Raw genomic sequence first — 26,776 nt, forward strand, 5'->3', positions numbered from 1 at the left:
CAGGCCTAACTGAACATGCGATTGGAATGGACGATGCGAATAATGATCGGGACGCCGATAAAGGCGACCACGGCGCTGACCGGGGCTTCGAAAGGACGATTGATCACCCGCGCCAGAATGTCCGTGGACAGCAGCAGAAACGCGCCGGCGACGGCGGAATACAGTAACTGGTTGCGCAGATGGTGTCCGGCCAGCGCCCGGGCGATGTAAGCGGCGATCAGTCCCAGCAGAACGATGGGGCCGGCCAGGGCCACCGCTGCGGCGCTCAGCAGTGTGATGCTGAGGGACAAGAGTGCGCGAATCAGATTTGGGTTGTGCCCCAGCGCTTTGGCGGAGTCATCCCCTAACGTCAGTGCGGAAAGCGGCCGCGTTAGCGCCGCCGCCAGGGCAAGCGCCGCCAGTACCGCTGGAGCGATCTGGCTGACCGCCTCCATGGTGATGCCGGACAAGGAGCCCAGAATCCAGTAACGGTATTGATCAAAGGCGGCGATGTGGTCATGCAACAGCAGGGAAGTAAATCCCTGGAACGCGGCGTTGATGGCTACGCCCGCCAGCACCAGACGCAATGGCGTCATGCTGGCCGCGCCCACTTGAGCCGCCAGCATGACGGCGCCATTGCCGACCAAGGCGCCGGAAATGGCCCAGATCAGCATGGAATAGGAACTGCTGGCGTGAAAGAAACTGATGCCGATCACCACGCCCAGCGCGGCGCCGGCGTTGATGCCCAGCAGGCCAGGTTCGGCCAGAGGATTGCGGGTGACGTTCTGCAGCAGGCTGCCGGCGACGCCCAGGGCCACGCCGATGATGACGCCGGCGAGGGTGCGGGGCAGACGCAATTCCGTCATCACCATGTTGACGTAGGCGTCGGCGTTGTCCGCTGGAGACAGCAGATAGGAGAGACTGTGGGCGGCGTCCAGTTGCCCGGACCCCACCAGCATGGAAGTTAATACGACGCCGAACAGCGCCAGCATCAACATGGCGACGGACGCCCAGTTACGACGGCTGACAGCCGGGCGATGCGCCTGCGACATCAATGCTCCTTTAACCTCGACTACCCTTGTTTGCCCAGCATGGCCTGTTCAATGTCGTCCAGCGCCGCCATGGCGGCCAGAGGCCCGCCGACGCTGGTCCACAAGGAGCCGTCGATCAACACCAGATGTCCTTTGTTGACGCCGGACAATTGTTTGAAGGCGGCGTTGTCGCGAATTTCCGCAAAGGTATCCGCCGCGTCGCCCACTGGGCTGAGGGTGCCGACGAAGATCCAGTCGCCGTCGATTTCATGCAGGGCTTCCAGGCTCAAGGGCGCGGAGTGAATGCCGCTTTCCTGTTGCGCGGAAGGCCGGGACAGGCCGACATCCGCAATGACCTGGCTGATGAATACGTCACGCAGCATATAAGTGGGGCCTTTGGGGCTCCAGCGCACTACACTGACGGACACATTTTCCGGATTTCCCAGGTTTTCGCGGATTTTCGCCGCTTTTTCATCGTATTTAGCCAGGAAATTCTCTGCTTCGCTCTCTTTGCTCAGGGCGACGGCGATGCGTTTGAACATATCGCGCCAGTTTTCCGAAGACGCGGAGGTGATCACGGTGGGAGCAATCTGCTGGAGCTGGGAAATCAGCTTCTCGTCCTGAATGGTGCCGGTCAGAATCAGATCCGGCTGCGCGGCGATTACTTTGTCGATGCTGGGCTGCGCCAAGCGTCCGATGGACTCGATGTCGACGCTGAGATCCTTCAAGTAGTTGGGCGGCGTCTGCTGGCCGCGGCCGTCAGTCACTCCCACCGGCTTCATGCCCAACGCCAGCATGGCGTCCATATCAAACTCGCCCAGGGCCAGTACGCGCTTGGGCTCCACCGGCACGCTGACGCGGCGGCCGGCGGCGTCGGTAATATCTTTGGTGGCGGTAGCGGCTGCGGATATGGGTTGTTCCGCGGGCGCTGCGGACGCCGTTTGCGCCGTCTCCGGCGTTGCATCCGGTTTCTGCATGGCCAGCGCAGTGAAGCCCAGGGCCAGTGCGGCGCTGATAGCCAGTAGTGCGAATTTCTTGGTCGGGGAGGAGTTGTTATCTGCCATAGTCACCTGCTTCCAGCATGCTGTCGCAATCAGGGTGGATTCCTTCGGCAAGAATAAGGACGGTCTACGCAACTGTGGCGCGGCCTGGGAAACGAAAGGGGGTTTATCATCTCCGGCGAAAATTTAACCGGACTCTTGCCGTTATCGGAGCACACTCTACGATAGAATGAAATGCTTGTAAAATGATAATCATTATCGTTTGTGTTCAAATAATCAACACCTTTATTATTTACACATGTCTACGCATGATGCAGGCGGATCAAATTGAAAGCGCGATAGCTGGAGACAGGTGGTGGGGGCGAGGTGTTAAGGGTGTGGGGGTGAAGATGGCTTCCACCTCCTTAGCGGAGATGACTCTCCGCTTTGGTGGAACTCTTAGCAAATAGAAATGGTTGACTTGTAACGGAGAGTGCGGCGAACCGTCTGTCTCTCCGCGAGTGATCAGGGTTTAGCTGCAGACGGCGCCGGCGCAGCTTTCAGACTCGCCGCCAGCAACAGCGCCGCCAAAATCAGCGATACGCCTCCGGCGACGGCGAAAGTGGCGGTAATACCGTAATGGTCGATCAACGGCTGGGTTAACAGCGGGCACAGGAACTGACCAATAAAGAAACAGGTGGTGACGCCGCCGATAATGCGACCGCGCAGCATCGGCGGAGTATAAGAAAACAGCCAGACAATCAGGTTCGGACGAATCATCCCGAAGCCGACGCCCGCCGCCGCCATGCCCGCGAGGGCGACGCCGTAACTGGGAGCGAAGCCCAGCAGTCCCCATCCTATAGCGATCAATAACCAGCCGGCGCCATGCAATACCGGGAACGGGAACAGGCCGCCGAATTTGCGGTAGTACATGGACACCGTCGCCGTGAGCAGCAGCATGCCAGCGATGGCGAAGCCGATTTCTGAGCCGTCCGTCACGCCGAACTGGGCCACATAGAACGGGTAATGCAGCGGCGCCATATACAGCGCTAATACTTCGAACGCCGCCAGGGCGTAGCACAGAGCGAGGGGGCCGCCGGGAGGCGCTGGCGCCGCGCCGCCCAGGTCGCCGCCGGGAATCGCTTTGCGCTCAGGCTCGTCCAGAAACAACATGGCGCCCGGCAGCACGATGAATGCGAACAGGTAGATCAGGAACGGCGCTGTCCAGTCGATATCCGCCAACAGGCCGGCCATGCCCAGAAACAGTACGCCGCCGAAACCGCCGAACGCCGCTTGCACGCCCATATATCGCGCCAGATGAGGACCGGCGAAATAGTCTCCGGCCAGCGTGGTGCAGGCGACCATGACGCCCGCCACCGCCACGCCCAGAGCGATGCGTCCCAGCAAAATGGCGATCAGCGAGTCATGCAGAAAGTAACCGGACACGCCGGAAACGCCATACAGACAGAGCGCCAGAATCAGTACCTGCTTTTTCTTCCAGTGATCCAGCAGCCAGCCCACCATAGGAGCGCAGCAGGCGATCAACAGGCCAGGCGCGGACAGGATCATTTTGACCCAGAATTCCGCATTTTCCTCTTGCGCAAAGGCGGCCTCCATACCCGGCAGCGCCGGGGCCAGGGTGGCGCCGGCCATCACCGTCATGGTGCTGGCCAGGAGTAGAAAAAGACTTCGGCCGTTCATTGTCGGCGCTGCCGTTGGGGACGTGGTCATAGCGGTTTCCTTCTCTGACATGTTGCGTTAAACATCCTGTTTATTTGCGTTGTATGCGCGCGCGCGCCGACGCCACCGCCAGACGGTAATCCGTCAGCAGTTCGGCTTCGTCGAACAGGGCGCTGCGGCCTTCCCGCACCACAATGCGACCGGCCACCATGACGGCCTCCACGTCCCGGCTGCCGCCCGCCACCAGGAAGGTGCGCAGCGGATGATTGCCGAGGCGATAGCGCCAGTCGTCGATACCGATGACCACCAGATCCGCCTGCTTGCCGACTTCGATGGAGCCGATGCGGTCGCGCCAGCCCAAAGCGCGGGCGCCGTTCAGGGTGGCCATGCGCAGCGCCAACGTGGGCGGGCAGGCGGTATTGCAGTTCTGCGCTTCGTTGTGGCCCAGATGCGCGGCGCGCATGGCCTCCGGCATGCCGCCGATATAGGAGATATCGCCGTCCGTGCTGCAGGACACATGTCCGCCGTCCCTGATGAAGCGTCCAATCTGGCCGGTTTCGCTGACGGTGGCTTCGCCCAACATGCCGTAATGGGCGGGGGAGTGGCAGATATTGACGCCGGTTTCCAGCAGGCGACGATATTCGTCTTCACTGGCGTAGGCGGTGTGCACCGCCAGCAGACGATCGGTGAGCATGCCCAAAGCGTCGAAGCGGCCCACAGGCGTGCGGCCGAACACCGCCTGCACGGCGGCGGTTTCATTACGCAGCGGCGCCAGGTGGGTGGCGTAGGGCGCCTGATAACGGTCGGCGATATCGCGGAGGGCGATCAATTGTTCGTCGGAACTGCCGAAAGCGCCCATGACGGAAGGCATGCCGCCGATCAGGCCTGAAGCGTGGTCGTTCCAGGTTTCCATTAACGCAGCCCAGTCGTCCGCCTGCGCCTGGGTGTCGGCGATGCGGCGAAATTCTTTGGCGCCGTTGGGAATCATGATGTCTGATCCCCAGCGACTGACGCGGATGCGCATGCCCAGATCGAGCGCCGCCTGCGCCATGGCGTCGGCGGTGTTGGCGGAACCCACGTCGCCCAGCGCCGTGGTTCCAGAGCGCAACTGCGTCCACATGCTCCAGCGCGCGATGGCGACACCTTCCGCATGGGTCAGCTTCTGTCCCACGGTGGAGATGAAGGCGAACATGGAGCCCAGGGCTTCAATATCGCCGCCATTAGAGTAGGGGGTCGGCTCCAGACCGGCATCGTCCGGGCGCTCGAAGTTGGGCGCTACGAAACTTTCATGCCAGTGCGGATTGATCAGTCCCGGCAGCACCAGCTTGCCGGCGGCGTCGATGACCTGATCGCACTCCGGCGCCGGCTGCTCGGCGGAACCGATGGCGGCGATGCGATCGCCCACCACCAGCACCCAGCTGTTTTCGATTACCGTATTAGCGTCATCGCCGGCGTACAAAAAGCCGCCTTTGATCAGAGTGCGCACGCCCTCGCCGGATTGCGGGCCGCCGTCACGGGGGCGGGGTTCCGCCGCCAGCCCGTTGAACGCTTCGCCTTGCGCCGGACCCGCCGCTTGGGCGGCGAGCGGCGCAGGACGGGAGGCCTGGGACAGCATCAGCTTATGCAGCCAGGACGCCGCCCCCGCATGTTTCATGCAGCAGATCATTGAGCCGCCGCCCCTTCATTCGCTTTGGCGAACAGGCCGGTGTCCAGCATGGCTTGCAATGAGGCTTCCACCGCGTTGATGGTGAAGTCGATCTGCTCTTCCGTATGCACGCCGCAGATGAAGTTGACTTCACGACGCAGCAGGACGCCGCGCTTCGCCATTTCCGCCAGGAAAGGCTCGGCGAGCTTCACATGCTCCACTGGATTTTTGGAGAACAGGAACATGGGGATAGGGTCATAGCCCACCACCTGCAATGGCGTTCCCAGCGCGGCGGAGACTTTATTGACGCCTTCCTTCAGGCGTACGCCCAGTGCGGCGATACGGCCGACGAAATCCGAACGGCGATACTCGTTCAACACAGCGTCGCACACTTCCAGGGACAGCATTTCACCACCGAATGTGGTGGAAACCTGCAGCTCTTCCATGCGCTTCATGTGCTTGGCGGAGCCGACCACCGCGGACAACGGCATGCCGGCGGCGATGCCTTTCGACAGGGTGACCAGATCGGCGGAGACGTCGAAGTATTCCTGCGCGCCGCCCAGAGCGAGACGGAAACCGGTGACCACTTCGTCCATCACCAGCAACACGCCTTTGTCATTACAGGCTTTGCGCACCTGACGCAGGAACTCGCCAGTCAGCACGCGGTTGTAAGGAACCGACAGCAATACCGCCGCCAGCTTGTCGCCGCGCTCGGCGATCAGATCCAGCACTGGTTGTTCGTCCATGGGCGTGAACAGCGGCATGCGGTGGGTGTACTGACGAATGACTTCCGGCACGCCGGGGGTGTCGAACATGTACTGATCGTGCCAGCCGTTGTAGCCCACGGTGATGATTTCTTCTTTACCGGTGATGTGGCGGGCCAGACGCACGGCGGCGGAGTTGGCGTCAGCGCCGGTCTTGAAGAAGCGCGCCATTTCCGCGCCGGGAATGATGTCGGCCAGGGTTTGCGCCGCTTTGACTTCCACCGGGGTCGGCAGGGAGTGAATCAAGCCCTTGGACAGGTTTTCGCTGATGGCGCTGACGACAGTGGGATGATTGTGTCCCAGCGTGTTGGCGGCGAGACCGCAGATAAAATCGATGTATTCATTGCCGTCGACGTCAGTGACGATGGCGCCCTGGCCGCTGGCGATGTAAACCGGGAAATGGCCGGGAGCGAACTGCTCCGGCTTTTTCATCATGGACTGGGTGAATCCCGCCACCCGCTTCTCGCTCTCTTTGGCGAGTTCGAAGGACTTGGTCAGGTTCAGCGTTTCCCTGTTGGGAGTTACCGGCAATGTCATAGTTATCCTCGTGATGAGATCAATTAGGGTTTATTCACAGCGGTCCGGTTTGCGGTGCGCAACAGGCCCGATTCAATGGCGTACTGCAGATAGCGGTGGAACAGGGGCTGATCGATGACAGGCATCGTCAGGCCCAGCTCCTCCATACGTTGTCGAAATTTGCCGTTGTCGATGCCGCCGGGCTCGAAGCTGGGCGCGCCGGCGTCATGACTGCGTTGTTCAAAAAAGCCCAGGATCGCCTGATCCTCTTCCGCGCCTCTTTCTTTGACGCGCTGGCTCCACTGGGGCAGCGGCAGGGTGTCGAAGTCGAAACCGTATTCCCGCAGCCAGCCGAAAATGCGCGTCAGACTGACGTCCTGGGGCGGGGTGACGTTGTACACGCCGCCGCCCGGGCGGGACATGGCGTCGGCGACGATGAATTGCGCCACCGCGTCCACTGGCGTCCAGGGCTCGCTGATGGGCAGATCCGGCAATGCGTCGCTGCGCATCCCCGCCTGAATGATGCTCCACACCAAGTCTTTGGCGTTGATATAGCCAAAATCGGACGCGCCGGTGACCCGGGCGAGTCGATACAGATTGACGGGATAGCCTTTGTCGCGGGCGATTTCCGCCATGCGTTCGGAGGCCCATTTGCTCTGTTGATAGCCATCGCCCAGCCCGTCATGAATGGGCGTGAAGTCCTCGCGCAGACTGGGGGCGGCGGACGCCGGCGGCGCCACGGCGATGGTGGACACCAGATGCAGGGGAACGCCCCGCACGGCGGCCAGCTTCAATAATTCGCCGGTGCTCAATGCATTGGCGGCGCGCAGGGATTGGTAATCACGCATGACGCTGGTGACGGCGGCGTTATGGATGACCGCGTCTATGTGCTGGGCGAGCTGTTCGAAGTCCGCCACGGACAGTCCCAGGCGCGGCTTTTCCATATCCGCCAGCAGTACCCGCACCCGCCGAAACGCGCTGCAGGGCAGGCCCTGTTCCGACATCGCCTGCTCCAGACGATAGAAGGCTTCGGCGTCGGTGGCGCCGCGCACGGCGCACAGGATATCGGCGTCAGTTTGATAGAGCAGTTGATGCAGCAGTTGCGCGCCGACGAACCCTGTGGCCCCGGTGAGCAATATCTGTCTGGGCGCTGCGTTCAGGTCGAATGCAACAGCCGGCGCCGGCGGCAGGGATTGGGCGAAAGCGTCGCAGTCCGCCAGAATCTGTTCCCGCAGGTCCCGTGATTGTGGTTGCTCGTCATCCGTCGCAAACAACGCCTGAGCCAGCGCGGCGACAGTCGGGCTTTGAAAAATCAAAGTGACCGGTACTTCCCGCCCAATGCGCGCGCTCAGTCTGTTGGCCACCTGAATGGATTGCAGGGACTGACCGCCCAGCAGAAAGAAGTCGTCTTCCGGCTTGATGGCGCTTTGGCCCAGTACGTCGCGCCAGACCTCAATGATGAGTTGCTGTTCCGCGCTGACTTCAGCTTGAGGCAAGTCGCTTGCGGAGGCTGTTTCGATAGCGTTGAGCTGTTTGCGGTCCACCTTGCCGGCGGCGTTTTTGGGCAGGCGCTCATGTATGACCAGCGCGGATGGCGTCATCGCCGCCGGCAGCCTGGATTTAAGCGCTTCACGCAATTCGGCGATGGCGTAGGACTGTCCCGCCAGATGCGCCACCAGACACTTCACGCCATTGCCTTGCTGGCTCAGGGTGACGGCGGCTTCCTGCACGCCGGGCAGGGCGCTGAGCGCAGACTCGATTTCCAGAGGGTCGATGCGATGGCCGCTGATCTTGATTTGATCATCCAAACGTCCCAGAAACTCGACATTGCCCTGTGTATTGATGCGCGCGCGATCGCCGCTGCGATAAGCGAGCTGCGGCTGTTTGGCCCAGGGGAAATGCATCTGGATAAAGCTTTCCGCGGTTTTTTCCGGCAGGTTGAGGTAGCCGTCGGCCAATCCGCCGCCGAGCAACAGCAGTTCGCCTTCTTCGCCCCGCGGCAGTAGCTCCATCTGTGGATTGACTACAGCGACGGCGCGTCCGCCCAGAGGCTGGCCGATGGTGATGACGCCGGCGTCAGCGCTGAGGTCCGCGCTGGTGGCGACTACCGTGGCTTCACTGGGACCGTAAGTGTTGTACAGGGCGATGCGATCGCCGAAACAGCCGCGCCATTGCGCCACCCGCTCCGGTAATACCGCTTCACCGCCAATAATGACGGCGCCCAGACTGGATGGGAGTTCCAGCGATGCGGTGGCGCAGCCGAACGCCAGCTCATGCCAGTATGCGGTGGGCAGATCCAACAGGGTCACGCCCCATTGACGGCATTGCTCCAGAAAGCGCGGAGCGGATTCCAACATAGCGTCATTGCGCAGAATAAGGCGCGCTCCCTGCGCCAAGGTGACGAAAATCTCTTCGATGCAGGCGTCAAAGTGCAGCGGCGCAAACTGCAGCACCCGATCCGAGGCTGTGACGGCGTAAGCGTCGATGGCGCCGGCGACGAACTCCGCCAGAGCCTGATGTCCGATAACCACGCCTTTCGGCGCGCCGGTGGAGCCGGAGGTGTAGATCAGGTAAGCGGGCCCCGCTTGTGTTGTCGACTCAGACCATAGCGCTGCGTTGCTGACCGCGTCTTGGGATAACGCCGCCAGGCTCACTACCGGCGAGTTGGCGTCGATGTTTAGCTCGGAGTCCGCGTCCTCCGTCACCACCAACGCGGGGCGGGCGTCTTCAATGATCAAACGATTGCGGGCGATGGGCGCGGCCGGGTCCAGAAAAACGAATGCGGCTTCGGCGGCCCAGGTCGCCAGCGCCGTTACGATAGCGCCTTCGCTGCGAGGCAGCGCCAGGGCGACGATATCTCCCGGATTCACCCCAGATTGTCGCAGGCGTTCAGCGAGTCCGGCGACGCGCTGGCCCAGCTCTTCATAGCTGAGGCAGCGTCCGTTCGCCTGCAGGGCGATAGCTTGCGGCGTCGTCAGAATGCATTGGCGTAGGGCGTTGAGAACAGGCTGCGGCGCCTGGCTGGTGGTGGGGCCTTGCAGCCAGGATAGGGCGGCGCGATCAACCTGAATGGGCTGCTCCATATCGGCCGCGGCCTGCTCCAGCAATGTCAGCATTTGCTGCTGAATGTCCTGCAGATCAGTTTGACTGTAACGGTTCGGGTTGGCGTCCAGATCGAAACGCAAGCCGCCGTTCTTGTTCAGAATGAAGGCGAAGGACAGGTCTTCCACCGGACCGGCGCAGAGATTATGCGTGCGGGAAACGCAGCCCTGAAACTCCACATGACGGTCGAACGGCATGATGTTCACTACCGGGCCGAACAGGCGTTGATCGCCGCCCACGCGATTGAGGTCGCGACGCAGTTGTTCGTAGCGGTAGCGCTGATGCAGGCGCGTCATGCGGGTTTGCTGCGCGGCGAGTTGCACCAGATCTTTAAAGGACTCCACGCCAGCGATCTGCAGACGCAGCGGAATAATATTCATCACCATGGCGGGCACGCGCAGGGATGCGGAGCCCATGCGTCCCATGACCGGCGCGCCCAGCGTGACTTCGCGGGCGCCGGTGCGGCGATGGATCAGATAGGCGGTGGCGGCGGTGAGCGCATCCGACCAAGTGGCTCCGATTGCGCTGGCCGCGGTTTGCAGCCGCTTGATCAGCTCCGCCGGCAGGCTGCGCTCCACCCGCGTCGCCATGTCGGCGATGGGCGCATTGGAGCGGCTGAGGCTGACGGGGGGCGTCTGGTCTTCCAGATAGCCCGCCCAGAAATCCCGGTCCTTGGCGAACGCCGGCGATTGGCGATAGCGCAGGTCTTCCTCCAGCACTTTATCGTAGTCGCCAAAGGCGCGTCCCACCGTGGCGGGGTCTGTTTCCGGGTTGGCCGCCAGGGCGTTGTAGATTTCCGCCACCCTTTGCGACAACAGGGCGAAGGCGAAACCGTCGCAGGCGATGTGATGGATGCGTTGATGCCAGCAGTAGTGGTCGTCGCCGAGTTTGATCAGAGCCTGGGTGAACAGCGGCCCTTGCGACAGGTCCACGGTGGCGGCCAGATCGCTCAGCATCCACAGGCGCGCCTGCTCCAGCGGGGCTTCGAAATGGCTGTAATCTTTCTGCACCAGGACGAACTCCGGCGCGTGCAGACGTTGCGCCGTTTCCCTGGCGCCGGAATGGAAGGTGGCGTGCAGCGCGGGCGCTTCGATCAGCGTCTGGCGCAACGCGCGCTCAAACAGCTTGATGCGCAGCGGTCCGCGTAATTCCACATATTCAGCCGCGTTGTACATGGGGCTGGTGGGGTTGATCTGCTGACCCAGCCATATCCCGTTCTGCGCGGCGGACAATCCTTTGGTCGACGTCTCGGCCGGAGTGGTCATCAATCTCAGGCCTCCGTCGTCAGGCGCGGCTCGATGGTGCGCCACCATTCATTGATGGTCAGCGACTCCGCCAGATCCACGAAGGTGATGTCAGCGCCGCGGGCGCGCCAGTTTTCCAGCAGAGACATGACGCGGATGGAGTCCAGGCCCATGTACATCAGGTTCTCTTCCGGGTCCACGTCTTCCGGGCTCATCATCAAGATGGCGGCGACATCGCGACGCAGGGCTTCCAGGCTCAACGGCTCGGCGGTCGAGGGTGCGGCGTTGGTGGTTGCGCCGTTCAGCGCCGCCAGCACCACTTCCAGCGCGTCGACGTGGCCACAGCGCTGCGCCACGTAGTTCAACGCCATTTTCTGCTCCTGCTCGGAGAAGTCGGCGACGGCGTCCGCCACCACGAAAGGCTTGATGTCGAGCATGAAGGCTTCCAGTGAGGTCGCCAGCACGCCGATGTGAGCGTACACGCCGCAGATGATCAGCTGGTCTTTGCCGTTTTCACGCATGTAATCCAGCAGGGGCGTGCGTTTGAACGCGCTGTAGCGCCATTTCACGTATTCGATGTCGTCGCCTTCCGGCGCCAGCTCCGCCACGATATCGGTCAGGTTGGGATCGGCCGCCAGACCGGTTCCCCAGAAATCCGTCAGCAGCGCGCGGTCTTCCGGCGTCTGGTCGCCAGGCTGGGCGGTGTACACCACGGGCACGCCGGCTTTTTTGCAGGCCGCCTTCAGCGTCTGGATATTGGCGAGCAGAGGGCCCATGGGCTCTCCGTCCAGATTGTAGAAGTTAACGAAATAACGCTGCATGTCGTGCACCAGCAGCACCGCCCGCGACGGATCAATGGTCCAGTCGGTCTTGTTGCTTGGCAGGGCGGATGCGTTCGCCAGGGAATAGTCAGCGATTTTTGGAATAGCCATAGGGGTCCTTATCAACCTAAATCTTGTTCTGGTTTAAGCCATGGTGGGTGGCGCGATCTTATCCGCGATCATCTGCCGCAACGCCTTCTTGTCCACTTTGCCCAGACGGGTTTTGGGGAAGGCGTCGACGAACTCGATGCGGTCCGGGATCTTGAACACGGCGAGATCGCGCTCGCGCAGAAATTTGAGCAGATCCTGCGGGCGCGGGCGTTGCCCCGGCGCGGCGGCATGAGTCTGCGGAATGACGTAGGCGCAGGTGCGCTCGCCAAGGTAGGGGTCCGGCATCGCCACCACGGCGGCGTCATGCACCAGCGGGTGCGCCAGCAAATGGTTCTCCAGCTCGTCCGCGGCGACTTTCTCACCGCCCCGGTTGATCTGGTCTTTGGCGCGACCTTCCACCACCAGATAACCGGCGTCAGTCAGGCGCACCACATCGCCGGTGCGATAGAAGCCGTCAGCGGTGAAGGATTTGGCGTTGTGCTCCGCGGCCTTGAAATAGCCGCGAATGGTGTAGGGGCCGCGGGTCAGCAATAGCCCGGTAGCGCCGGGCGCTACCGGCTGGTCGTCCTCGTCCACGATGCGCACTTCATCCGCTGGCGAAATGGGTCGACCCTGGGTGGTGACGACGGTGTCGATGTCGTCATCCAGGCGGGTGTAGTTCACCAACCCTTCCGCCATGCCGAATACCTGCTGCAGCTTGCAGCCTAGGACCGGCGTGACGCGGCGTGCGGCTTCTTCGGTAAACTTGGCGCCGCCCACCTGCAATACCTGCAGGCTGGACAGATCTGGCGGCGAGCCGGCGTTCTTCAGATTGTCGCAGGCGGTCATCCAGGCCAGAGCCAGTGGCGGCACCATGGCGGTCATGGTGACCCGGTGACGGGCGATCAATGGAAACGCGATATCCGGCGCGCCGGACTCGGACAGCACCACGGTTCCTCCCGCATACAGGACGCCCAGGACGCCGGGAGAACTGAGCGGGAAGTTATGCGCGGCGGGCAGCACAGAGAGATACACGGTCTGCGGCGACAATTCGCAGATCTCGGCGCTGGCGCGCACGCTGTACAGATAGTCGTCGTGGGTGCGCGGGATCAGCTTGGACATGCCGGTGGTGCCGCCGGACAACTGCATCAGCGCGATGGCGGACGGATCAATCTCCGGTAACGCGCCGGGCGCTTGATATAAACCGTCGAGAGGGACGAAGTCGCCCGCATCGCCGGCGATGATGACATGCTGCACGAGACGCTCGTCTTTCAGTTTCCCGCCGATATCGCGATAGTCGAATCCGCCGCTTTTGGCTGGGGCGATGTAGGCCACAGCGTCGGCGAATTCGCAAAAGTAGCTGATCTCGGCGTAGCGGTGGGTGGGCAGGGCCATGATCGGCGCCGCCCCCAGGCGAAACAGCGCAAAAATCACTTCAATGAATTCGCCGATGTTAGGCAGTTGCACCACGACCTTGGAACCCGGAGTAATTCCGAGGGTATTTAATCCTGATGCCAACTGATCCGCCCTGGCGTTAAGATCGCCATAAGTCCAGGAACGCTCGCCGGCGATCACCGCGGTGCGGTCGCCGAACGCCTGAGCGCCGCGGCTCAGAATGCTTCCCAGATCGTCGCCGGTCCAGTAGCCGGCGGCGCGATACAGCTCAGCCTCTGCAGCAGGCCAGGGCGTCAGTTCGATTTGCGGCTGCTCCATGCTCGCGGACATCAGGCGATCTCCACGCGGACAGGTGTGGATGCGTGGCTGTCGAGGCCGATGGCGTTCAGCATGGTTTTTAATTTGGTGGAGGTTTCGTCCAGCTCTTTCTGAGGGTCGGAGCCTTCGACTACGCCTGCGCCTGCGTAAAGACGCAGCAGACGGTCTTCCACTTCCGCACAGCGGATGGTGACGGCCCACTCACCGTCGCCGGAGGCGTCGCTCCAGCCGACCATGCCTGTGAAAAAGCCCCGATTAAAGGGCTCCAGTTCACCAATCAATTCCCGAGCGCGCTCTGTGGGATAGCCGCACACGGCGGGCGTAGGATGCAGCGCCTGCGCCAAAGCATAGGAAGTAATGGCCGGATCGATCAGCTCGCCGGTGATTTCCGTGGACAGGTGCCACAGGGTCGGCGTTTGCGTCAACGAAGGCGTGCTGGGCACATCCAGGTTGCGACAGAACGGCGCCAGCGCTTTGGCTACCGCGTCGATCACCACGGCGTGTTCATGCAGGTCTTTTTCCGATTGCAGCAGCGCCCCGGCGCGACGGGCGTCTTCCTTACGATCCGGGCTGCGCGCCACAGAACCCGCCAGCGGATTGGCGAACACGCGTATGCCGCTGCGCGACACCAGCAGTTCCGGGCTGGCGCCCACCAGAAAACGACGGGGATGGGCCGCATCCGCCAGATTGGCGGCGAAGTTATATCCTTTCGGATTGGCGCGGCGCAGATTGGTAAGCAACTGCACGATGTCGATCGGGCGCTCAGCGCGCAGCTCCAGAGAGCGCGCCAGCACCACTTTGCTGATGTCGCCGCGGCGGATATGCTCCAAAGCGCTGTTCACGCTTTGTTTGTAGCCCGCGCCGGAAGGTACTTCTTTCGCCTCATAAGTCCCGAAATCGGTGATGACGCCGGTGCGTCCGGAAACCACGTCGCGACGACGCCAGGATCGGGTCGGCACTGTCAGCATCGGCGCTTCCCCAGGCAGGAAAGGAGCAGCGCCGACCACCATAGGATCTTCGATTCCCTGTTCCCTGGCCTCGCGCAGGGCGGCGGGGATGGCTTCATTCAGGTCTCCCGCGCCCAGACGGGCGAAGACGCCGGCGGTCATCAGGGTTTGCCGGGGTGAGGAGAAGAAAAAAGGAGTTTCCGTCAGATGTTTTTTCAGCAATTGGAGAAACGCTTGATCATCCGCCTGTGGTTCCAGATGCAACGTCAAGTCATTCATGCCTGCTCCTTAGGTGACTGGTTATCAGACAGGCTGCTCCTCAGAACAGGTGAGCCGCCCCGCGTTAAGAAATGTAAAATATAATCTAAATGAAAATAATTCTCATTTGAAGAGAAATTTTCTTGTCCCATGGGATGGAAAATGACAAGTTCAGGCCTGATTTACGTACCGCCAGACAGGAGCGGCGCGCCTCGCAAGGGGTGCGGACAGATCGTCCGTCTTCGCGAAAGAAAATCAATATTATTTGATATTGATTATTATTTGCAATAGATCGTTAGTCGTGATCAGCCAACACTGATAGCAGGGATTGTTTGACAGAGTCAGGTTAAAAAACGTTTTTTGACCGTCCTAGGTTGCGGCGATGGCGTCTAAAAAGCGCTCGCGATCTGGTGTTGGCAGCAGGTTGGCGCGGCGGCGCATTTCAGCCTGCCAGCCCGGACCGTCTTTCTGACGAGGGAAGTGGGTCTGCTTACGGACCGAGCCGAGAAACAGGTAGCCGTCGAACAGCTCTTGCACAGGTCGCTTGACGAGAGAAGGAGCCCGGTTGCTGAGCGCGCCAAACGGCAAAGCGCCAAGCTCGCTGAGGTCGTTGCGCACCAGCGCTGGCGCAGACCATCCTTCACGTTCCCTTACCGCATCGACCTCCGGCCGATGACCAAAGTGCGGCCAGAGATAGAAACACTGCGCAGGTTCGACGCCGCGCAGACGACTGGCCAGGGGCGGCCCGTTCAATGCCTGCAGGCTGTCCGCAGGGCAATTGCGCAGCAAATGAAACGCTCCAAAGACCAGCAGCGCGCGTCGATTGCGCGCAATGACCTCCCGCTCTATCAAAGCCTGATAGTGAGCTTCCCGTCGCTGGTTGGCCTCTCGCCACTGGCGCCCAGCGTCGGCGGCGCGCCAGTCGATAGGCGGGTCCGCCGCCAGTACGCGCACACCGGGTGTGGGCAGGCGCTGATTAATCTGTCGCACCGCGTGGAAAAAGCGTCGGTAAACATCGGCGAACCAGGCGCAAAAGTGCAGGGTATCGTCGCAAACTGCATCGATCTTGTTCTCAAGTCCAGGTTCTCCGGAGATATAAGCGTCCAACAGAGGCTGACTGCGGGCGGCGGCGAACTCGACGACGATGGTGTCCAGACACGTTGCGATATCCGGACGCAGCAAACTGTCGATTAGCCATTGCAGGATCGCCTCCACGCCATGGGCGTCGCCGATTCCGACGATCTGGTGTCGCCTCAGCAACGCCGCCAACGCAGGGGTTGCAGGTTCGTGGACGGGAAGTGCGGAGGCGTGCGGGTTCACGAGTCGTCTAATACCTTTGGAGCTAGTCGCTTGTTCTACAGGAGAAAAGAGTCTACCTGTAAGACGATTTATTGTCATTTGACAATGATTCTCATTTGCAATAGTCTGGCCCCGCTCGTAAGGACAGCGCGCCGTCACTCCGCTTCCCGCAGCGCTTGCGGACTCTGACGCACTTCCATTTCTGGAGTCGCCTGATTTTCGCTGTCATTCCGACGTCGCCTCCGAAGACGCGCCCCGGCGCGGTTTGCTTCGCAATATTCCATTTCAGTTTTTATCGGTAACAGCAGTCATGAAAAACAGTTCGCATCGTATGCTCGTTCGCTCTCTGGCGTTGTACGGAACCTGCGGTCTTGCCGCCGCCTCCGCCACCGCGGCGGAAACGCAGGGGAGCGCCCAGTTATTGCAGCCGGTGGTGGTGACCGCCTCCGGCAAAGGCCAGGATGAAGCTACGGCGCCAGCCAGCGTCAGTGTTATCAGCGGTGAAGAACTGCAGGCGAAACCGGTGCATGATCTGGTGGATGCATTGGGGGAGATTGAGGGCGTCACTGTGAGCGGCAACGCCAACCGCCGCACTCTGCAATTGCGCGGCCTGGATCGCGCCTATGTGTTGATGCTGATTGATGGACGTCGCGTGGACAGCACCTCGGCGGTATTTCGCGGCAATGACTTCGACACCGGCTGGATTCCCGTTGAAGCCATCGACAGAGTCGAAGTGATTCGCGGTCCCATGTCTTCGCTGTATGGCTCCGATGCCATTGGCGGGGTGATTAACATCATCACCAAACCGGTGAGCGAGCAGTGGCATGGCTCGGTTACGGTGGATACGGTTGTGCAGGAAGACAGCGCCGCCGGCGACAGCCGCAAGCTGGGCTTTTATGTCAGCGGTCCGCTGGCGGAGAAAAGCCTGGGCGTGAAGCTATACGGCAGTGTGGATCGCCGCGAAGCTGACGGCGCAGTGAACCCAGACCCGGAAAGCGGAGGCGAACCGCTGGATGGTTTCGCCAGGAACGACAACCACGCGCTGAATGGCGAACTGACCTGGGCCGCCAGCGATACGCAGAATGTCAGTCTGGCGCTGGAAAGCTCCTCCCGGGAGCACGATGAACAGGATCTCGACCGCCTCGGCGTGGCGCTGACCCATAAAGGCAAATGGAGCTTCGGCGATACTGAAATCAAGGTGTATGGCGATCGCATCGAGAACAACACCGGCAACATTGGCGGCCAGAGCAACCCCAACAAGGCGCACAACGCCAGCATCGACGGCCGGGTGACGTTGCCTATCGACGCCTGGGCGCAAACCCTGACCCTGGGGGCGGAGGCGCGCTATCAAAAACTGAAAGATCCCTCTACGCTGACGGGCAGACCGGGGACGGATTCCTTCGGCGAATCCGACTCCACTGATGTCAGACAACAGGCGCTGTTCATTGAAGACGAGTTCATGTTGCGGGACGACCTGTTGCTGACTTTGGGCAACCGTCTGGATCATCATGAAAACTTCGGCAACCACAACAGCCCACGGGCGTATCTGGTGTATCTGCTGAGCGATGAAATCAGCGTGAAAGGCGGCTGGGGCAAGGCGTTCCGCGCGCCGACGCTATTGCAGAACAGCCCTAACTGGGGCTCCGCTTCTTGTGGCAGCGCCACGGCGGGATGCTATATCGTCGGTTCCGACGAACTGAAGCCGGAAACCAGCGAAAGCAAGGAAATCGGCGTGCGCTTCGACTATTCCGAATGGGGCGGCGGGCTTACCGTCTTCCGCAACGATATCGAGGATATGATCGACATTTCCAGCCGCACCCGCGATCCGGTCCTGGCCCCGACCTTCGATAACTTTGTCGGCTTCCTGCCTGACGGACGCCCGATATTCGCCTACCAGAACGTCAGCAAAGTGAAGACGGAAGGCGTCGAGGCGTCATTCCGCTATAACCTGACGACGGATCTGGATGTGCGCGCCAGCTACACCTATCTGGACGCCAAGGATGTCAGCGACGGTCAGGACGCCAAGCCTCTGCTATATCGCCCGCGCCACTCCGGCACAGTGAAACTGGGCTGGTCCGTCAGCGATCAATGGGATCTGGGGTTGACCGGCAATTATGTGGGCGAGCAGTACGCTTACATTTCCCGGGATGGGTCCGAGCTGATCAAGCTGCCGGAATACGCCACCTTCGACCTGCAATCCCTGTACGCGATCAGCGAGCACTTCTCCGTCGGCGCAGGTGTGCTGAACCTGGCGGACAAACAGGTGGATCGCGAGCAGAGCTATGAAATCAATGAAGACGGTCGCCGTTATTACCTGTCACTGAAAGCTCAGTTCTGATCCTGCGCGGACAGATGGTCCTGCTTCAGCGCCGCCGCTGAGAGCAGGTCTGACGCCAGCTGCGTGGACGTAATGCAGAACGCCGCCGCCAGGGTTCCCGCCCGCAAACGGCGGCGCATGTCCCAGCCCTGACAATAGCCATAAAGAAAACCGCTGAAGAAGGCGTCGCCTGCGCCGTTGCTGTCCACCAGCTCAAACCCTTCCGCAATATCCTGCTCATACCAGTTCCCCTCAGCGTCCAACGCCGTGCTGCCGCGTGCGCCATGGGTGCAGACGACAAAGTCCTTGCCGTCGGCCACTTGTTGCGCCATGAACGCGCGATAGTCTGGAAAATTATCGCTGGACAGAAACAGCGCGTCCGCCGCTTGAATAAACTCATCGTGATAGGGATTAACGCCGTCGTAATCATGCAGATCGATCCACAGCGGTTTGCCCAGCTCCCGCGCTCGCGTCAACACAGGCCGGGTGTAGTTGAGAATGCTGACGGCGGCGATATCGCACTGCTTCAGCGCCGGGTCCAGATCGCTCCAATGCAGCGGCGCCTCGTCCGCGGAAGGATGCGTGAAGATGGAAATGCGCCCGCCGTCCGCAGCCATCAGGTTGGTGTGCTGTTCCGTGGGTTGATCGATCAGTTCGACGATGCAGGGCAGATCGCGGCGCCGACATTCCCGCAGAATGGCGTGGCCGGCTTCGTCTTTGCCGAGAATCATGTGCAGACGCACATCCATGCCCAACTGTTTAAGGTTGAATGCTTTGCCGGCGCCAGTGCCGCCGACCGCCTGATAGCTGCCTTTGGCGAGCAGGGTCTGAGGCTGGGGTTGCGGGAAGTTATCCAAATGAATCAGAGTGTTGAAAGATGCGCCGCCGACGACCAATACGGATTTGGACATAGGGTTACCGCCTGAAGGTAAAAGGGAATATGGAGTTATTATTCGTTGGCGGACAAGGCTTCGCCTTTTGGGCAAAATAGCCGCCGTGTTTTGGGCAGAATAACCGCAAAAACGACAGGTCTGCTCCCTCGTCGCCAGGGATTCGCCGGAGGAGTGCGGGGGAGGAACTGAGCGTCATTAGCGGACATCGAAAGGATGAGAGAGAAAAGGGGAGAAAATGGCCTTATTTTCTGACATTTTGGCGGTATTTCGCCGATATCTGCATGGAGACGCCATCCTGTCCGGCTGGATTGCGGAGTCTGACGGCATGTTGCGGGAGGAAGGGGATGAGCTGGTGTTTTCTCTTCCTGGATTATTCGAATTCTGTCTTCGTCACGGGCTATTGCGCGACCCGGATATTCAATACCCTCAGTTTCGCGCGGCGTTGTACCAGAATCCTACCAATACGGAAGTGAACGCCATGGGCGGTAACCTGCGCATCTACGCCAATGCCGGCAAAGTAGACGCCAGCTTGTATGCGTTAACGCGCCCGTCCACAGGGACGGACGCATCGGTGACGCGGGCGGACTAGAGTCTCAGGCGTACGGCGTCCGCCGCTCTGCGGGCCAGGTTGTACATGAAGGAGGTGAATACCTTCAGGGTCCAGCGCAGGAAATTCACGGTGATGCTTTCCACTTTGGAAATCGCGTAACCCACCGCATTGAGCATCTTCAGAATCAGACGCTCCACCAGTCCCGCCATCTCTTTGCCCATGCGCACCGCCTGATCCAGCAGCATTGCTAACTGGTCCATGACGGTCAGCCCCGCCGCCAGGGCGACGTTGAGGCCAATGCCCACGCCGTGCAGCACTTTCTTCAATACCCAGATCAACGCTTTGTTGATCATATTGAAGGAGTTCACGGTAAAGGAGATGGGGCCGTCCGACTTCAGCCACTTCTCGACGTCGTCCGTCAGGCTGGCGCTGGGTTGTCTGATTTTCAGGGACTCCCAGGTTTTACCTTCCACAGAATCAATATAGTGGTCCATCAGGTGGTTCTTGGAAGCGAAGTTCATCCCGCAATCGATGAAGCATTCCGTTCCCGGGTTAGGCACGTGATAGAACGGCCAGGTCGGCACCCAGGGCACCGGGTCGGTGCTGTGGGCGACGCGATAGATATTCGCGGCGTTCACCTGGCGGGTCAGGTTGGAGGCGAAGCCGGATGAGCCCACCCGTGGGCTGCCGAAGGTGTATAGCACCGGCTCCGCCACGTTGTTTTCCACCAGCCACTCCGCAATCAATGACGCCAATGCGCCGCCCAGGCTGTGCCCGACGCAATGCACCCGCCGCGGATTGTAGCCTTGAAAGAACTTGCGGATGTCCTGTTCGAAAGACTTGTAGGTGGTGTTGAATCCGGTATGTACGAAGTTGCCGCTGCTGGAGCGCTGCACGGAGGTGTGCGCGTCCGTCAGTATGTCCCGGAAGTTGGTGGCGTCGGTGCCGCGGGTGACGATAAATGCGTCGTCGCGGAACTCGTTACAGGTATCGCTCACGCCCCGGGCGGCGAGGCCGAAACCGGACCGATATTTGAAAATGGACGCGCCGGCGACGCCTTCGAAGCGCGACTCATTGTTGAGGGCGAATTTTCCCGTCAGCTTATTACCGAAAAGACTGACGTCTCGTTCATGAATGATGCGGTACGAACGCTCTGCAGCGTACGCCGCTTCAGATGGAGTTAGAACTGCCACGACTGATTTCCCCTGTAATGACTACTTTTGTTTTGGTTATGCGGTCATTCCAATTGGCATATGCCTTTGACTACATAGGAGCGACCTTCCTTGACTGACTCCTCGTCGGCGAGGTCGCATTTAAGACGAATCTTGACGTCCTTGCCGAGTTCGGAATCTTCATCGAAATTCAGTTTGCTGGTCGTCCAGGCGAGGTATTCCTGACCGTCATGGCGAATGATCATTTTCTGATGAATGACGGGCTGGCCTGGTAAGTATTTGGATACAGTGCGGGAATAATATGCGGGAAATTGGAAGCGGCCCTGGGCGTCGGTGGAAGTTTCTTCGACGGCGTTTTCGTCATTGCCCCAGGTCAGCGTACGTTGCACCTGGGCGCCGGCGATGGGTTCGCCGTTGAGGGTGACGACAGCCGACATTTGCGAAGCGAGACAGACCTTTCCGATATCGAAAATAGACATAGACCATCCTTTGCTAGACAGACATATCGATAGAACGGCAACCATCCAGATAATATTTTTGGTAGTCACGACTCTGAGTTCTTCTTATTAGTTTAGTTTCTCAATGTGCGCGGCGATAAAACAGCCTGCAGACATTGGATATGCGTTCCCGCGGGACAATGCAATAGTAAGCGCTGACTTTTTATGAAATGCGTCAAAATATTCCGTATTTTTTTACGAGAAAATATAACTGATTGATTTTTCAGAAATATGAAAAAGGAAATATTTTTTGACCAGTTAGATCAATAGTTAGACAGGCGGTTTTTTAAGCTTGGAAAGGGAAGACAAGGCTCCCGTCAAAAAACAGGAGCGAAGGGAAAGTGTGAAATTGCGAGGGAGTGGCTTACAAATTCTCCCGCACCCACTGAACCAGTTGCGGACCCTGTAGTGCGCCGGAAATACGGGCGACTTCCACGCCTTTTTTGAAGATCGCCAGGGTGGGGATGCTGCGGATCTGGAATTGTTGAGCCAGTTGCGGGTTGCTCTCCGTATCCACTTTCACGCAACGTACTGCAGGCTCCAGTTGCGCGGCGGCCTGCTCGAAAATCGGCGCGAACATTTTGCAGGGGCCGCACCAGGGCGCCCAGAAATCCACCAGCAGAGGCAGGTCGCTGGTCTGCAGGTGCTTGCCGAAATTATTCTGTCCTAGAGCGACGGGATGTCCAGCGAACAGTGGTTGCTTGCAACGGCCGCATTTGCCGCCGGCGGTGAGTTTGGCTGCGGGAACCCGGTTGGTGGTGTCGCAATGGGGACAGACAACCTGTAATGTATCGCTCATTTCTTTATCGCCCTGAATGTTTGAACTCTATGCTAGATGGGGGAAGGACGAGGGTGTTTCAAGTTGATTTGGGCGCATGCGCCGCCCGCAAGAGATGATATTGGTTGTATGGCAAAGGTTCCGCTGGTTTATCACCCCGAATACAGTCCTGAAATTCCCGCCGGTCATCGTTTTCCCATGGAGAAGTTTCGCTTGTTGGCGGAGTTTCTGCGCGCTGAGGGCGTGCTGACGGACGCCAATCTGTTTGCGCCGGAAGCGGCGACTCAGGAAGACATCGCCCTGGCGCACTGCGCGGATTACGTGCGCGATTTTCGTTACGGCGAGTTGTCCCCCAAGCACATGCGCCAGATTGGTTTGCCCTGGTCGGAAGGCGTCTGCACGCGAACTTTCCGGGCGGTGGGCGGCACTTTGCTGACCGCGCGACTGGCGCTGAAATACGGCTTGGTGGCGCACCTGGCGGGCGGCACCCATCATGCGCATTACGATCACGGCAGCGGCTTTTGCGTGTTCAACGATCTGGCGGTGGCGGCGCGGGTATTGGTGCGCGGGGGCGAAGCCTCGCGGGTGCTGATCATCGACTGCGATGTGCATCAGGGCGACGGCACCGCCCGCATTCTGACGGACGACGCCGACATCTTTACCTGCTCGTTCCACTGCCGCCAGAACTTCCCCTATCGCAAGGCCCACAGCGACTTCGATATCGAGCTGGATCGCGGCTCCGATGGTCGCGCCTATATGCAGACCATGGAGCACTGGCTGCCTTATATTTTCGACCTGACCCAGCCGGACTTTGTGCTGTACGACGCCGGCGTCGACGTGCACGACGACGATGTGCTGGGACATTTGCATCTCAAAGACGCGGATATCGCGGAGCGGGATGAATATGTCATCCGCCAGTGTCTGGAGCGTGATGTGCCGGTGGCCTGCGTGATCGGCGGCGGCTACGACAAGGACCGCAAACGTCTGGCCGCCCGACATGGCATCATGCATGGCGTGGCGGACCGTCTTTATCAGGAATATGCGTTATAGGGGACGGCCAGGCCGTCCTTTGCTTCTCGTGTCCTCATCCTTCTTTTCTATATCTCTATATCCGCAGCGCTAGTTGCGTTTCTCTCTTATCCTCTGACTTTTAACCTCTGGCCTTAATCCTCTGATTTTGCGGATAGTTCGTCACATTTTTGTCATCTGTTTCGCGTAAACCTGTCACCGGTTTCCTGTTTCATTAGACAGGTTTTCCCGGAAATGACTTCCTCCCCGACGGTTCGATGATTTCCAGGCTGGAGCGCCTGGCGGTCGCAACTATCTGCGTCCGCGTCTCAAGGTAAATATCCGGAATCCGGATCAGATCGCATAATCACCGTCCGCCGATAAGCTAGACTAAGCCTGCCCGTTAGAGAAAACGGGTGGGGATAACTCGATAAAAAATAAAGTAAAAAGGGAACAAACATGACTACCAAGCCAAGGTTCAAGGTATCCGCGTTGTTATTGGGTATGGCGATGCTCCATACCGGCGCGGCCCACGCAGCGGCGGACCTCTTTTTCTCTGAGTATGTGGAAGGCTCCAGCAACAACAAAGCATTGGAAATCTATAACGGAACCAGCGCTGACGTTGACCTGAGCGCCTATGAAGTGCAGATGTATTTTAACGGCTCCTCCAGTGCAGGCGTGACGTTGAATCTCAGTGGAACCCTGGCGGCGGGAGACGTCTACGTCATCGCCCACAGCAGCGCCGATCCGGCGATTCTGGCGCAGGCGGATCTAACCAGCGGCGGCGGCTTTTTCAACGGCGATGACGCCATCCTGTTGCTGAAAGGCGGCGCGGCGGTGGACTCCATCGGCCAGATCGGCGTGGACCCCGGCAGTGAGTGGGGCGCTGGCGACGTCAGCACCGCTAACAACACGATGCGTCGCAAATCCGACGTGGAAGCCGGGGACAGCGATCCCTACGACGCCTACGATCCCACCCTGCAATGGGACGGTTATCCCAACGACACCTTTGACGGCCTGGGCGCTTATGGCGACGGTCCCACCGATCCGGGCGGCGAGCCAGGTGAAATCGGCGAGTGCGGCGATCCCGCGACTTTGATCAGCGCGATTCAGGGCGACGGCGCCAGTTCGCCATTGAACGGCCAGCAGGTAGTGCTGGAAGCGGTCGTGACCGCGGACCTGCAAGGGGCGGATGAACAGAAGGGCTTCTTCGTGCAGGAAGAAGACGCGGATCAGGACGGTAACGACAAGACCTCCGAAGGCGTGCTGGTGTACGCGGACGCTTCTGTGCTGGACGTGAGCGTGGGCCAGAAGGTGCGGGTGCTGGGCACGGTGACCGAATACCACGACCTGACGGAAGTCAACGCGGTGCAGGCGATCAAAGTGTGTGGCGGCGACAACCGGGTGACTCCGGCGCAGGTGTCCCTGCCTTTGGACAGCGCCGACGCGCTGGAGAAAGTGGAAGGCATGCTGGTGACTTCCGCGCAGCCCTGGACTGTCAACGAAGTCTACAACCTGGGCCGCTACGGCGAGGTCTTGCTGGGTAATGGCCGTCGTTATATCCCTACGCATTTAGCGACGCCGGGAGAAGCTGCGGCGGCGGTGGCGGCGGCCAACGCCCTGAACCAGCTGGTGTTGGACGACGGCAGCACCAAACAGAATCCGGCGGTGATTCCATTCCCCGCGCCGGAACTGAGCGCGCTGAACACCCTGCGTGTGGGCGACAAGGTGAACGAACTCACCGGCGTCATCAGCTATAGCTTCTCCGTATACCGCATGTATCCCACCGTTTCGCCAGCGTTTGTAGCGGAAAATCCCCGCACTGAGGCGCCCGCGACCACGGGCGCTGGCAACCTGAAAGTGGCCAGTTTCAACGTGCTCAACTTCTTCAATGGCGATGGCCAGGGCGGCGGCTTCCCGACGGCTCGCGGCGCTTCCACAGCGGAAGAGCTGGAGCGTCAGGCGGCGAAAACCGTGGCGGCCTTAATGGCCATGGACGCGGATGTTGTGGGTCTGATGGAGATTGAAAACGACGGCTATGGCGCAGACTCCGCAATTCAGGATCTGGTCAACCGTCTGAATGCGGCGGGCGGCAATTACGCCATCGTCAATCCGGGGCTATCGTCCCTGGGCGGCGACGCAATCGCAGTGGGTATGATCTACAGGGCCGACAAAGTGACGCCTGCCGGCGCCGCCAAGACCTTGAGCAGCTATCCGTTCGATGACTTCAACCGTCAGCCTCTGGCGCAGACGTTCAGCCTGAACGACAACGACGGCAAACTCACCGTGGTGGTCAACCACTTCAAATCCAAAGGCTGCACCAACGCGGAAGGCGACAACCAGGATCAAGGCGACGGCCAGGGCTGCTACAACGCCAAGCGTAGCGAAGCCGCGGTGGCGCTGGCGGACTGGCTGGCGAGCGATCCTACCGGCGCCGAAGACGCGGACGTGCTGATCATCGGCGACCTTAACGCCTACGCCAAGGAAGACCCCATCACGGCGCTGCAGGCGCAGGGCTATCACAACATGCCTGCGGAACTGATCGGCGACGAAGCCTATTCCTACGTTTTCTCCGGTGAAACCGGCTATCTGGATCACGCTTTGGCCAGCGCGTCGCTCGCACCGCAAGTGGTTGGCGTTTCCGAGTGGCACATCAACGGCGATGAGCCGAAGGTGCTGGACTACAACGTGGAGTTCAAAACCGACGCTCAGGTGCTGAACCTGTACAGCCCGGATGCGTATCGCTCTTCCGACCATGACCCGGTCATCGTGGAAATCAGCCTCGATGGCGTCAAAGAGGAAGTGAAAGGCGACTTTGATGGCGATGGCGACGTAGACGGCCGCGACCTGTTGATGCTGCTGAAGCAACTGTTCCGTCCGATCAATGACGACAACCGTCAGTACGACCTGAACGAAGACGGCCGCATCAGCTTCCTGGACGTGTTCGCCTTCCTGCGCTTGCTGTAGTCGGCATGCGCCTGGATTGTTAGGCTAAGCGTCGGCGCGATGCGCTGAAACAGCTTTCCTCCTCCTCGTCTTCTGCGGAAGCGGGGTGGGGGAAGCTCCGCCTGCCAGAACAATCTTTACGAGAGCGCCTATGTCCGTCGGTTACGAACTTATCAACCAGACCAAGAAAGAACGCATCACGTTCGCCCATCTTCCCGTCAGTACGCAAAATGAAATCGTCGGCCATCCCGTCTCGGCGACCATGGTGTGCTGGTATCTGATGAATAACATCGGCGACGACATTCAGTTTGTTTCCGACACTTATGACGACTGGCCGTTTCGCTCCGGTCAGCGTAAAGATTATCTCGCCTACCCCGATCGCACCGATGCTGTCATCGCAACACTTGTTCAGGAAGGCGTTTTGCAGGAGGATGGCCTTCTTTACGTGGATGAAGACGAGCCTCATTCCGTATACATCCGGGCGTTGCGCAACGTCTGGCTGGATAACTGAATAGAGATTGATCGCAACACAACCCAAGGAGCCAC

General features: G+C 60.1%; 19 protein-coding genes. 5 read left to right on the forward strand and 14 right to left on the reverse strand.

Annotation, left to right across the window (positions count from 1 at the left end):
- Positions 1–5: 5 nt before the first annotated feature.
- From ONV78_RS04095 to ONV78_RS04140, 10 genes are all read right to left on the reverse strand, one after another.
- On the reverse strand, positions 6–1,031 hold the full coding sequence (locus ONV78_RS04095; RefSeq protein WP_279501323.1) for an iron ABC transporter permease: 1,026 nt from the start codon (positions 1,029–1,031) through the stop codon (positions 6–8).
- A 20-nt stretch (positions 1,032–1,051) separates the two neighbouring features.
- On the reverse strand, positions 1,052–2,074 hold the full coding sequence (locus ONV78_RS04100) for an iron-siderophore ABC transporter substrate-binding protein (RefSeq protein WP_279501324.1): 1,023 nt from the start codon (positions 2,072–2,074) through the stop codon (positions 1,052–1,054).
- A 441-nt stretch (positions 2,075–2,515) separates the two neighbouring features.
- The gene (locus ONV78_RS04105) at positions 2,516–3,721 is read right to left on the reverse strand and encodes an MFS transporter (protein WP_279501326.1); all 1,206 of its coding nucleotides are present in this window, start codon (positions 3,719–3,721) and stop codon (positions 2,516–2,518) included.
- A gap of 40 nt (positions 3,722–3,761) precedes the next feature.
- Positions 3,762–5,324, reverse strand: coding sequence for an amidohydrolase family protein (locus ONV78_RS04110; protein ID WP_279501327.1), 1,563 nt, complete (start codon positions 5,322–5,324; stop codon positions 3,762–3,764).
- An 8-nt stretch (positions 5,325–5,332) separates the two neighbouring features.
- Positions 5,333–6,616 (reverse strand): aminotransferase class III-fold pyridoxal phosphate-dependent enzyme, encoded by a 1,284-nt coding sequence (locus ONV78_RS04115; RefSeq protein ID WP_279501329.1) that lies wholly within the window; start codon positions 6,614–6,616, stop codon positions 5,333–5,335.
- A 23-nt stretch (positions 6,617–6,639) separates the two neighbouring features.
- The gene (locus tag ONV78_RS04120) at positions 6,640–10,962 is read right to left on the reverse strand and encodes an amino acid adenylation domain-containing protein (protein ID WP_279501331.1); all 4,323 of its coding nucleotides are present in this window, start codon (positions 10,960–10,962) and stop codon (positions 6,640–6,642) included.
- A 5-nt stretch (positions 10,963–10,967) separates the two neighbouring features.
- Positions 10,968–11,873, reverse strand: a complete 906-nt coding sequence (locus ONV78_RS04125; RefSeq protein ID WP_279501333.1) for an isochorismatase — start codon at positions 11,871–11,873, stop codon at positions 10,968–10,970.
- 33 nt (positions 11,874–11,906) lie between these two features.
- The gene (locus ONV78_RS04130; RefSeq protein WP_279501334.1) at positions 11,907–13,577 is read right to left on the reverse strand and encodes a (2,3-dihydroxybenzoyl)adenylate synthase; all 1,671 of its coding nucleotides are present in this window, start codon (positions 13,575–13,577) and stop codon (positions 11,907–11,909) included.
- Positions 13,577–14,791, reverse strand: a complete 1,215-nt coding sequence (gene dhbC / locus ONV78_RS04135) for an isochorismate synthase DhbC (RefSeq protein WP_279501335.1) — start codon at positions 14,789–14,791, stop codon at positions 13,577–13,579. The genes ONV78_RS04130 and dhbC overlap by 1 nt, the downstream gene beginning before the upstream one ends.
- A 348-nt stretch (positions 14,792–15,139) precedes the next feature.
- On the reverse strand, positions 15,140–16,090 hold the full coding sequence (locus tag ONV78_RS04140; RefSeq protein WP_279501337.1) for a hypothetical protein: 951 nt from the start codon (positions 16,088–16,090) through the stop codon (positions 15,140–15,142).
- 289 nt (positions 16,091–16,379) lie between these two features.
- On the opposite strand from ONV78_RS04140, the gene ONV78_RS04145 reads away from it, so the two are divergent.
- Positions 16,380–18,407, forward strand: a complete 2,028-nt coding sequence (locus ONV78_RS04145; protein WP_279501339.1) for a TonB-dependent receptor — start codon at positions 16,380–16,382, stop codon at positions 18,405–18,407.
- On the opposite strand, the gene ONV78_RS04150 is transcribed toward ONV78_RS04145, so the two are convergent.
- Positions 18,398–19,297 (reverse strand): PfkB family carbohydrate kinase, encoded by a 900-nt coding sequence (locus ONV78_RS04150; protein WP_279501341.1) that lies wholly within the window; start codon positions 19,295–19,297, stop codon positions 18,398–18,400. The two genes, ONV78_RS04145 and ONV78_RS04150, sit on opposite strands and share 10 nt — an antisense overlap.
- 217 nt (positions 19,298–19,514) lie before the next feature.
- On the opposite strand from ONV78_RS04150, the gene ONV78_RS04155 reads away from it, so the two are divergent.
- On the forward strand, positions 19,515–19,868 hold the full coding sequence (locus ONV78_RS04155; protein WP_279501343.1) for a hypothetical protein: 354 nt from the start codon (positions 19,515–19,517) through the stop codon (positions 19,866–19,868).
- On the opposite strand, the gene ONV78_RS04160 is transcribed toward ONV78_RS04155, so the two are convergent.
- The 3 genes from ONV78_RS04160 to trxC all read right to left on the reverse strand — a co-directional run bounded on the left by ONV78_RS04160 (position 19,865) and on the right by trxC (position 22,297).
- Entirely contained in the window at positions 19,865–21,022 is a 1,158-nt protein-coding gene (locus tag ONV78_RS04160) for a lipase family protein (RefSeq protein WP_216739295.1), read from the reverse strand. The genes ONV78_RS04155 and ONV78_RS04160 overlap by 4 nt on opposite strands.
- 44 nt (positions 21,023–21,066) lie before the next feature.
- Positions 21,067–21,480, reverse strand: a complete 414-nt coding sequence (locus tag ONV78_RS04165) for a carboxypeptidase-like regulatory domain-containing protein (RefSeq protein ID WP_216739296.1) — start codon at positions 21,478–21,480, stop codon at positions 21,067–21,069.
- Between the two features lie 382 nt (positions 21,481–21,862).
- Positions 21,863–22,297: a thioredoxin TrxC gene (trxC, locus tag ONV78_RS04170; protein ID WP_216739297.1), complete on the reverse strand. Its 435-nt coding sequence runs from the start codon at positions 22,295–22,297 to the stop codon at positions 21,863–21,865.
- Positions 22,298–22,405: 108 nt separating this feature from the next.
- Here trxC and ONV78_RS04175 point away from each other — a divergent pair, with 108 nt between their 5' ends.
- From ONV78_RS04175 to ONV78_RS04185, 3 genes are all read left to right on the forward strand, one after another.
- Positions 22,406–23,326: a histone deacetylase gene (locus ONV78_RS04175; RefSeq protein ID WP_216739298.1), complete on the forward strand. Its 921-nt coding sequence runs from the start codon at positions 22,406–22,408 to the stop codon at positions 23,324–23,326.
- A 417-nt stretch (positions 23,327–23,743) separates the two neighbouring features.
- Complete coding sequence (locus tag ONV78_RS04180) at positions 23,744–26,251, forward strand: ExeM/NucH family extracellular endonuclease (RefSeq protein WP_279501348.1); 2,508 nt, start codon at positions 23,744–23,746, stop codon at positions 26,249–26,251.
- Positions 26,252–26,381: 130 nt separating this feature from the next.
- Positions 26,382–26,741, forward strand: a complete 360-nt coding sequence (locus ONV78_RS04185) for a hypothetical protein (protein WP_279501349.1) — start codon at positions 26,382–26,384, stop codon at positions 26,739–26,741.
- Positions 26,742–26,776 lie beyond the last annotated feature (35 nt).

The sequence above is a fragment of the Hahella sp. CR1 genome, from assembly GCF_029813005.1.
Classification (GTDB): domain Bacteria; phylum Pseudomonadota; class Gammaproteobacteria; order Pseudomonadales; family Oleiphilaceae; genus Hahella.

What these genes read in the sequence shown, in the direction of transcription:
- ONV78_RS04120 (WP_279501331.1), bottom strand. Translation starts at nt 10,962, where the DNA reads ATGACCACTCCGGCCGAGACGTCGACCAAAGGATTGTCCGCCGCGCAG.
- ONV78_RS04100 (WP_279501324.1), bottom strand. Translation starts at nt 2,074, where the DNA reads ATGGCAGATAACAACTCCTCCCCGACCAAGAAATTCGCACTACTGGCT.
- ONV78_RS04125 (WP_279501333.1), bottom strand. Translation starts at nt 11,873, where the DNA reads ATGGCTATTCCAAAAATCGCTGACTATTCCCTGGCGAACGCATCCGCC.
- ONV78_RS04165 (WP_216739296.1), bottom strand. Translation starts at nt 21,480, where the DNA reads ATGTCTATTTTCGATATCGGAAAGGTCTGTCTCGCTTCGCAAATGTCG.
- ONV78_RS04115 (WP_279501329.1), bottom strand. Translation starts at nt 6,616, where the DNA reads ATGACATTGCCGGTAACTCCCAACAGGGAAACGCTGAACCTGACCAAG.
- ONV78_RS04145 (WP_279501339.1), top strand. Translation starts at nt 16,380, where the DNA reads ATGAAAAACAGTTCGCATCGTATGCTCGTTCGCTCTCTGGCGTTGTAC.
- ONV78_RS04110 (WP_279501327.1), bottom strand. Translation starts at nt 5,324, where the DNA reads ATGAAACATGCGGGGGCGGCGTCCTGGCTGCATAAGCTGATGCTGTCC.
- ONV78_RS04180 (WP_279501348.1), top strand. Translation starts at nt 23,744, where the DNA reads ATGACTACCAAGCCAAGGTTCAAGGTATCCGCGTTGTTATTGGGTATG.
- ONV78_RS04105 (WP_279501326.1), bottom strand. Translation starts at nt 3,721, where the DNA reads ATGACCACGTCCCCAACGGCAGCGCCGACAATGAACGGCCGAAGTCTT.
- ONV78_RS04155 (WP_279501343.1), top strand. Translation starts at nt 19,515, where the DNA reads ATGGCCTTATTTTCTGACATTTTGGCGGTATTTCGCCGATATCTGCAT.
- ONV78_RS04175 (WP_216739298.1), top strand. Translation starts at nt 22,406, where the DNA reads ATGGCAAAGGTTCCGCTGGTTTATCACCCCGAATACAGTCCTGAAATT.
- trxC (WP_216739297.1), bottom strand. Translation starts at nt 22,297, where the DNA reads ATGAGCGATACATTACAGGTTGTCTGTCCCCATTGCGACACCACCAAC.
- ONV78_RS04130 (WP_279501334.1), bottom strand. Translation starts at nt 13,577, where the DNA reads ATGTCCGCGAGCATGGAGCAGCCGCAAATCGAACTGACGCCCTGGCCT.
- dhbC (WP_279501335.1), bottom strand. Translation starts at nt 14,791, where the DNA reads ATGAATGACTTGACGTTGCATCTGGAACCACAGGCGGATGATCAAGCG.
- ONV78_RS04150 (WP_279501341.1), bottom strand. Translation starts at nt 19,297, where the DNA reads ATGTCCAAATCCGTATTGGTCGTCGGCGGCGCATCTTTCAACACTCTG.
- ONV78_RS04185 (WP_279501349.1), top strand. Translation starts at nt 26,382, where the DNA reads ATGTCCGTCGGTTACGAACTTATCAACCAGACCAAGAAAGAACGCATC.
- ONV78_RS04095 (WP_279501323.1), bottom strand. Translation starts at nt 1,031, where the DNA reads ATGTCGCAGGCGCATCGCCCGGCTGTCAGCCGTCGTAACTGGGCGTCC.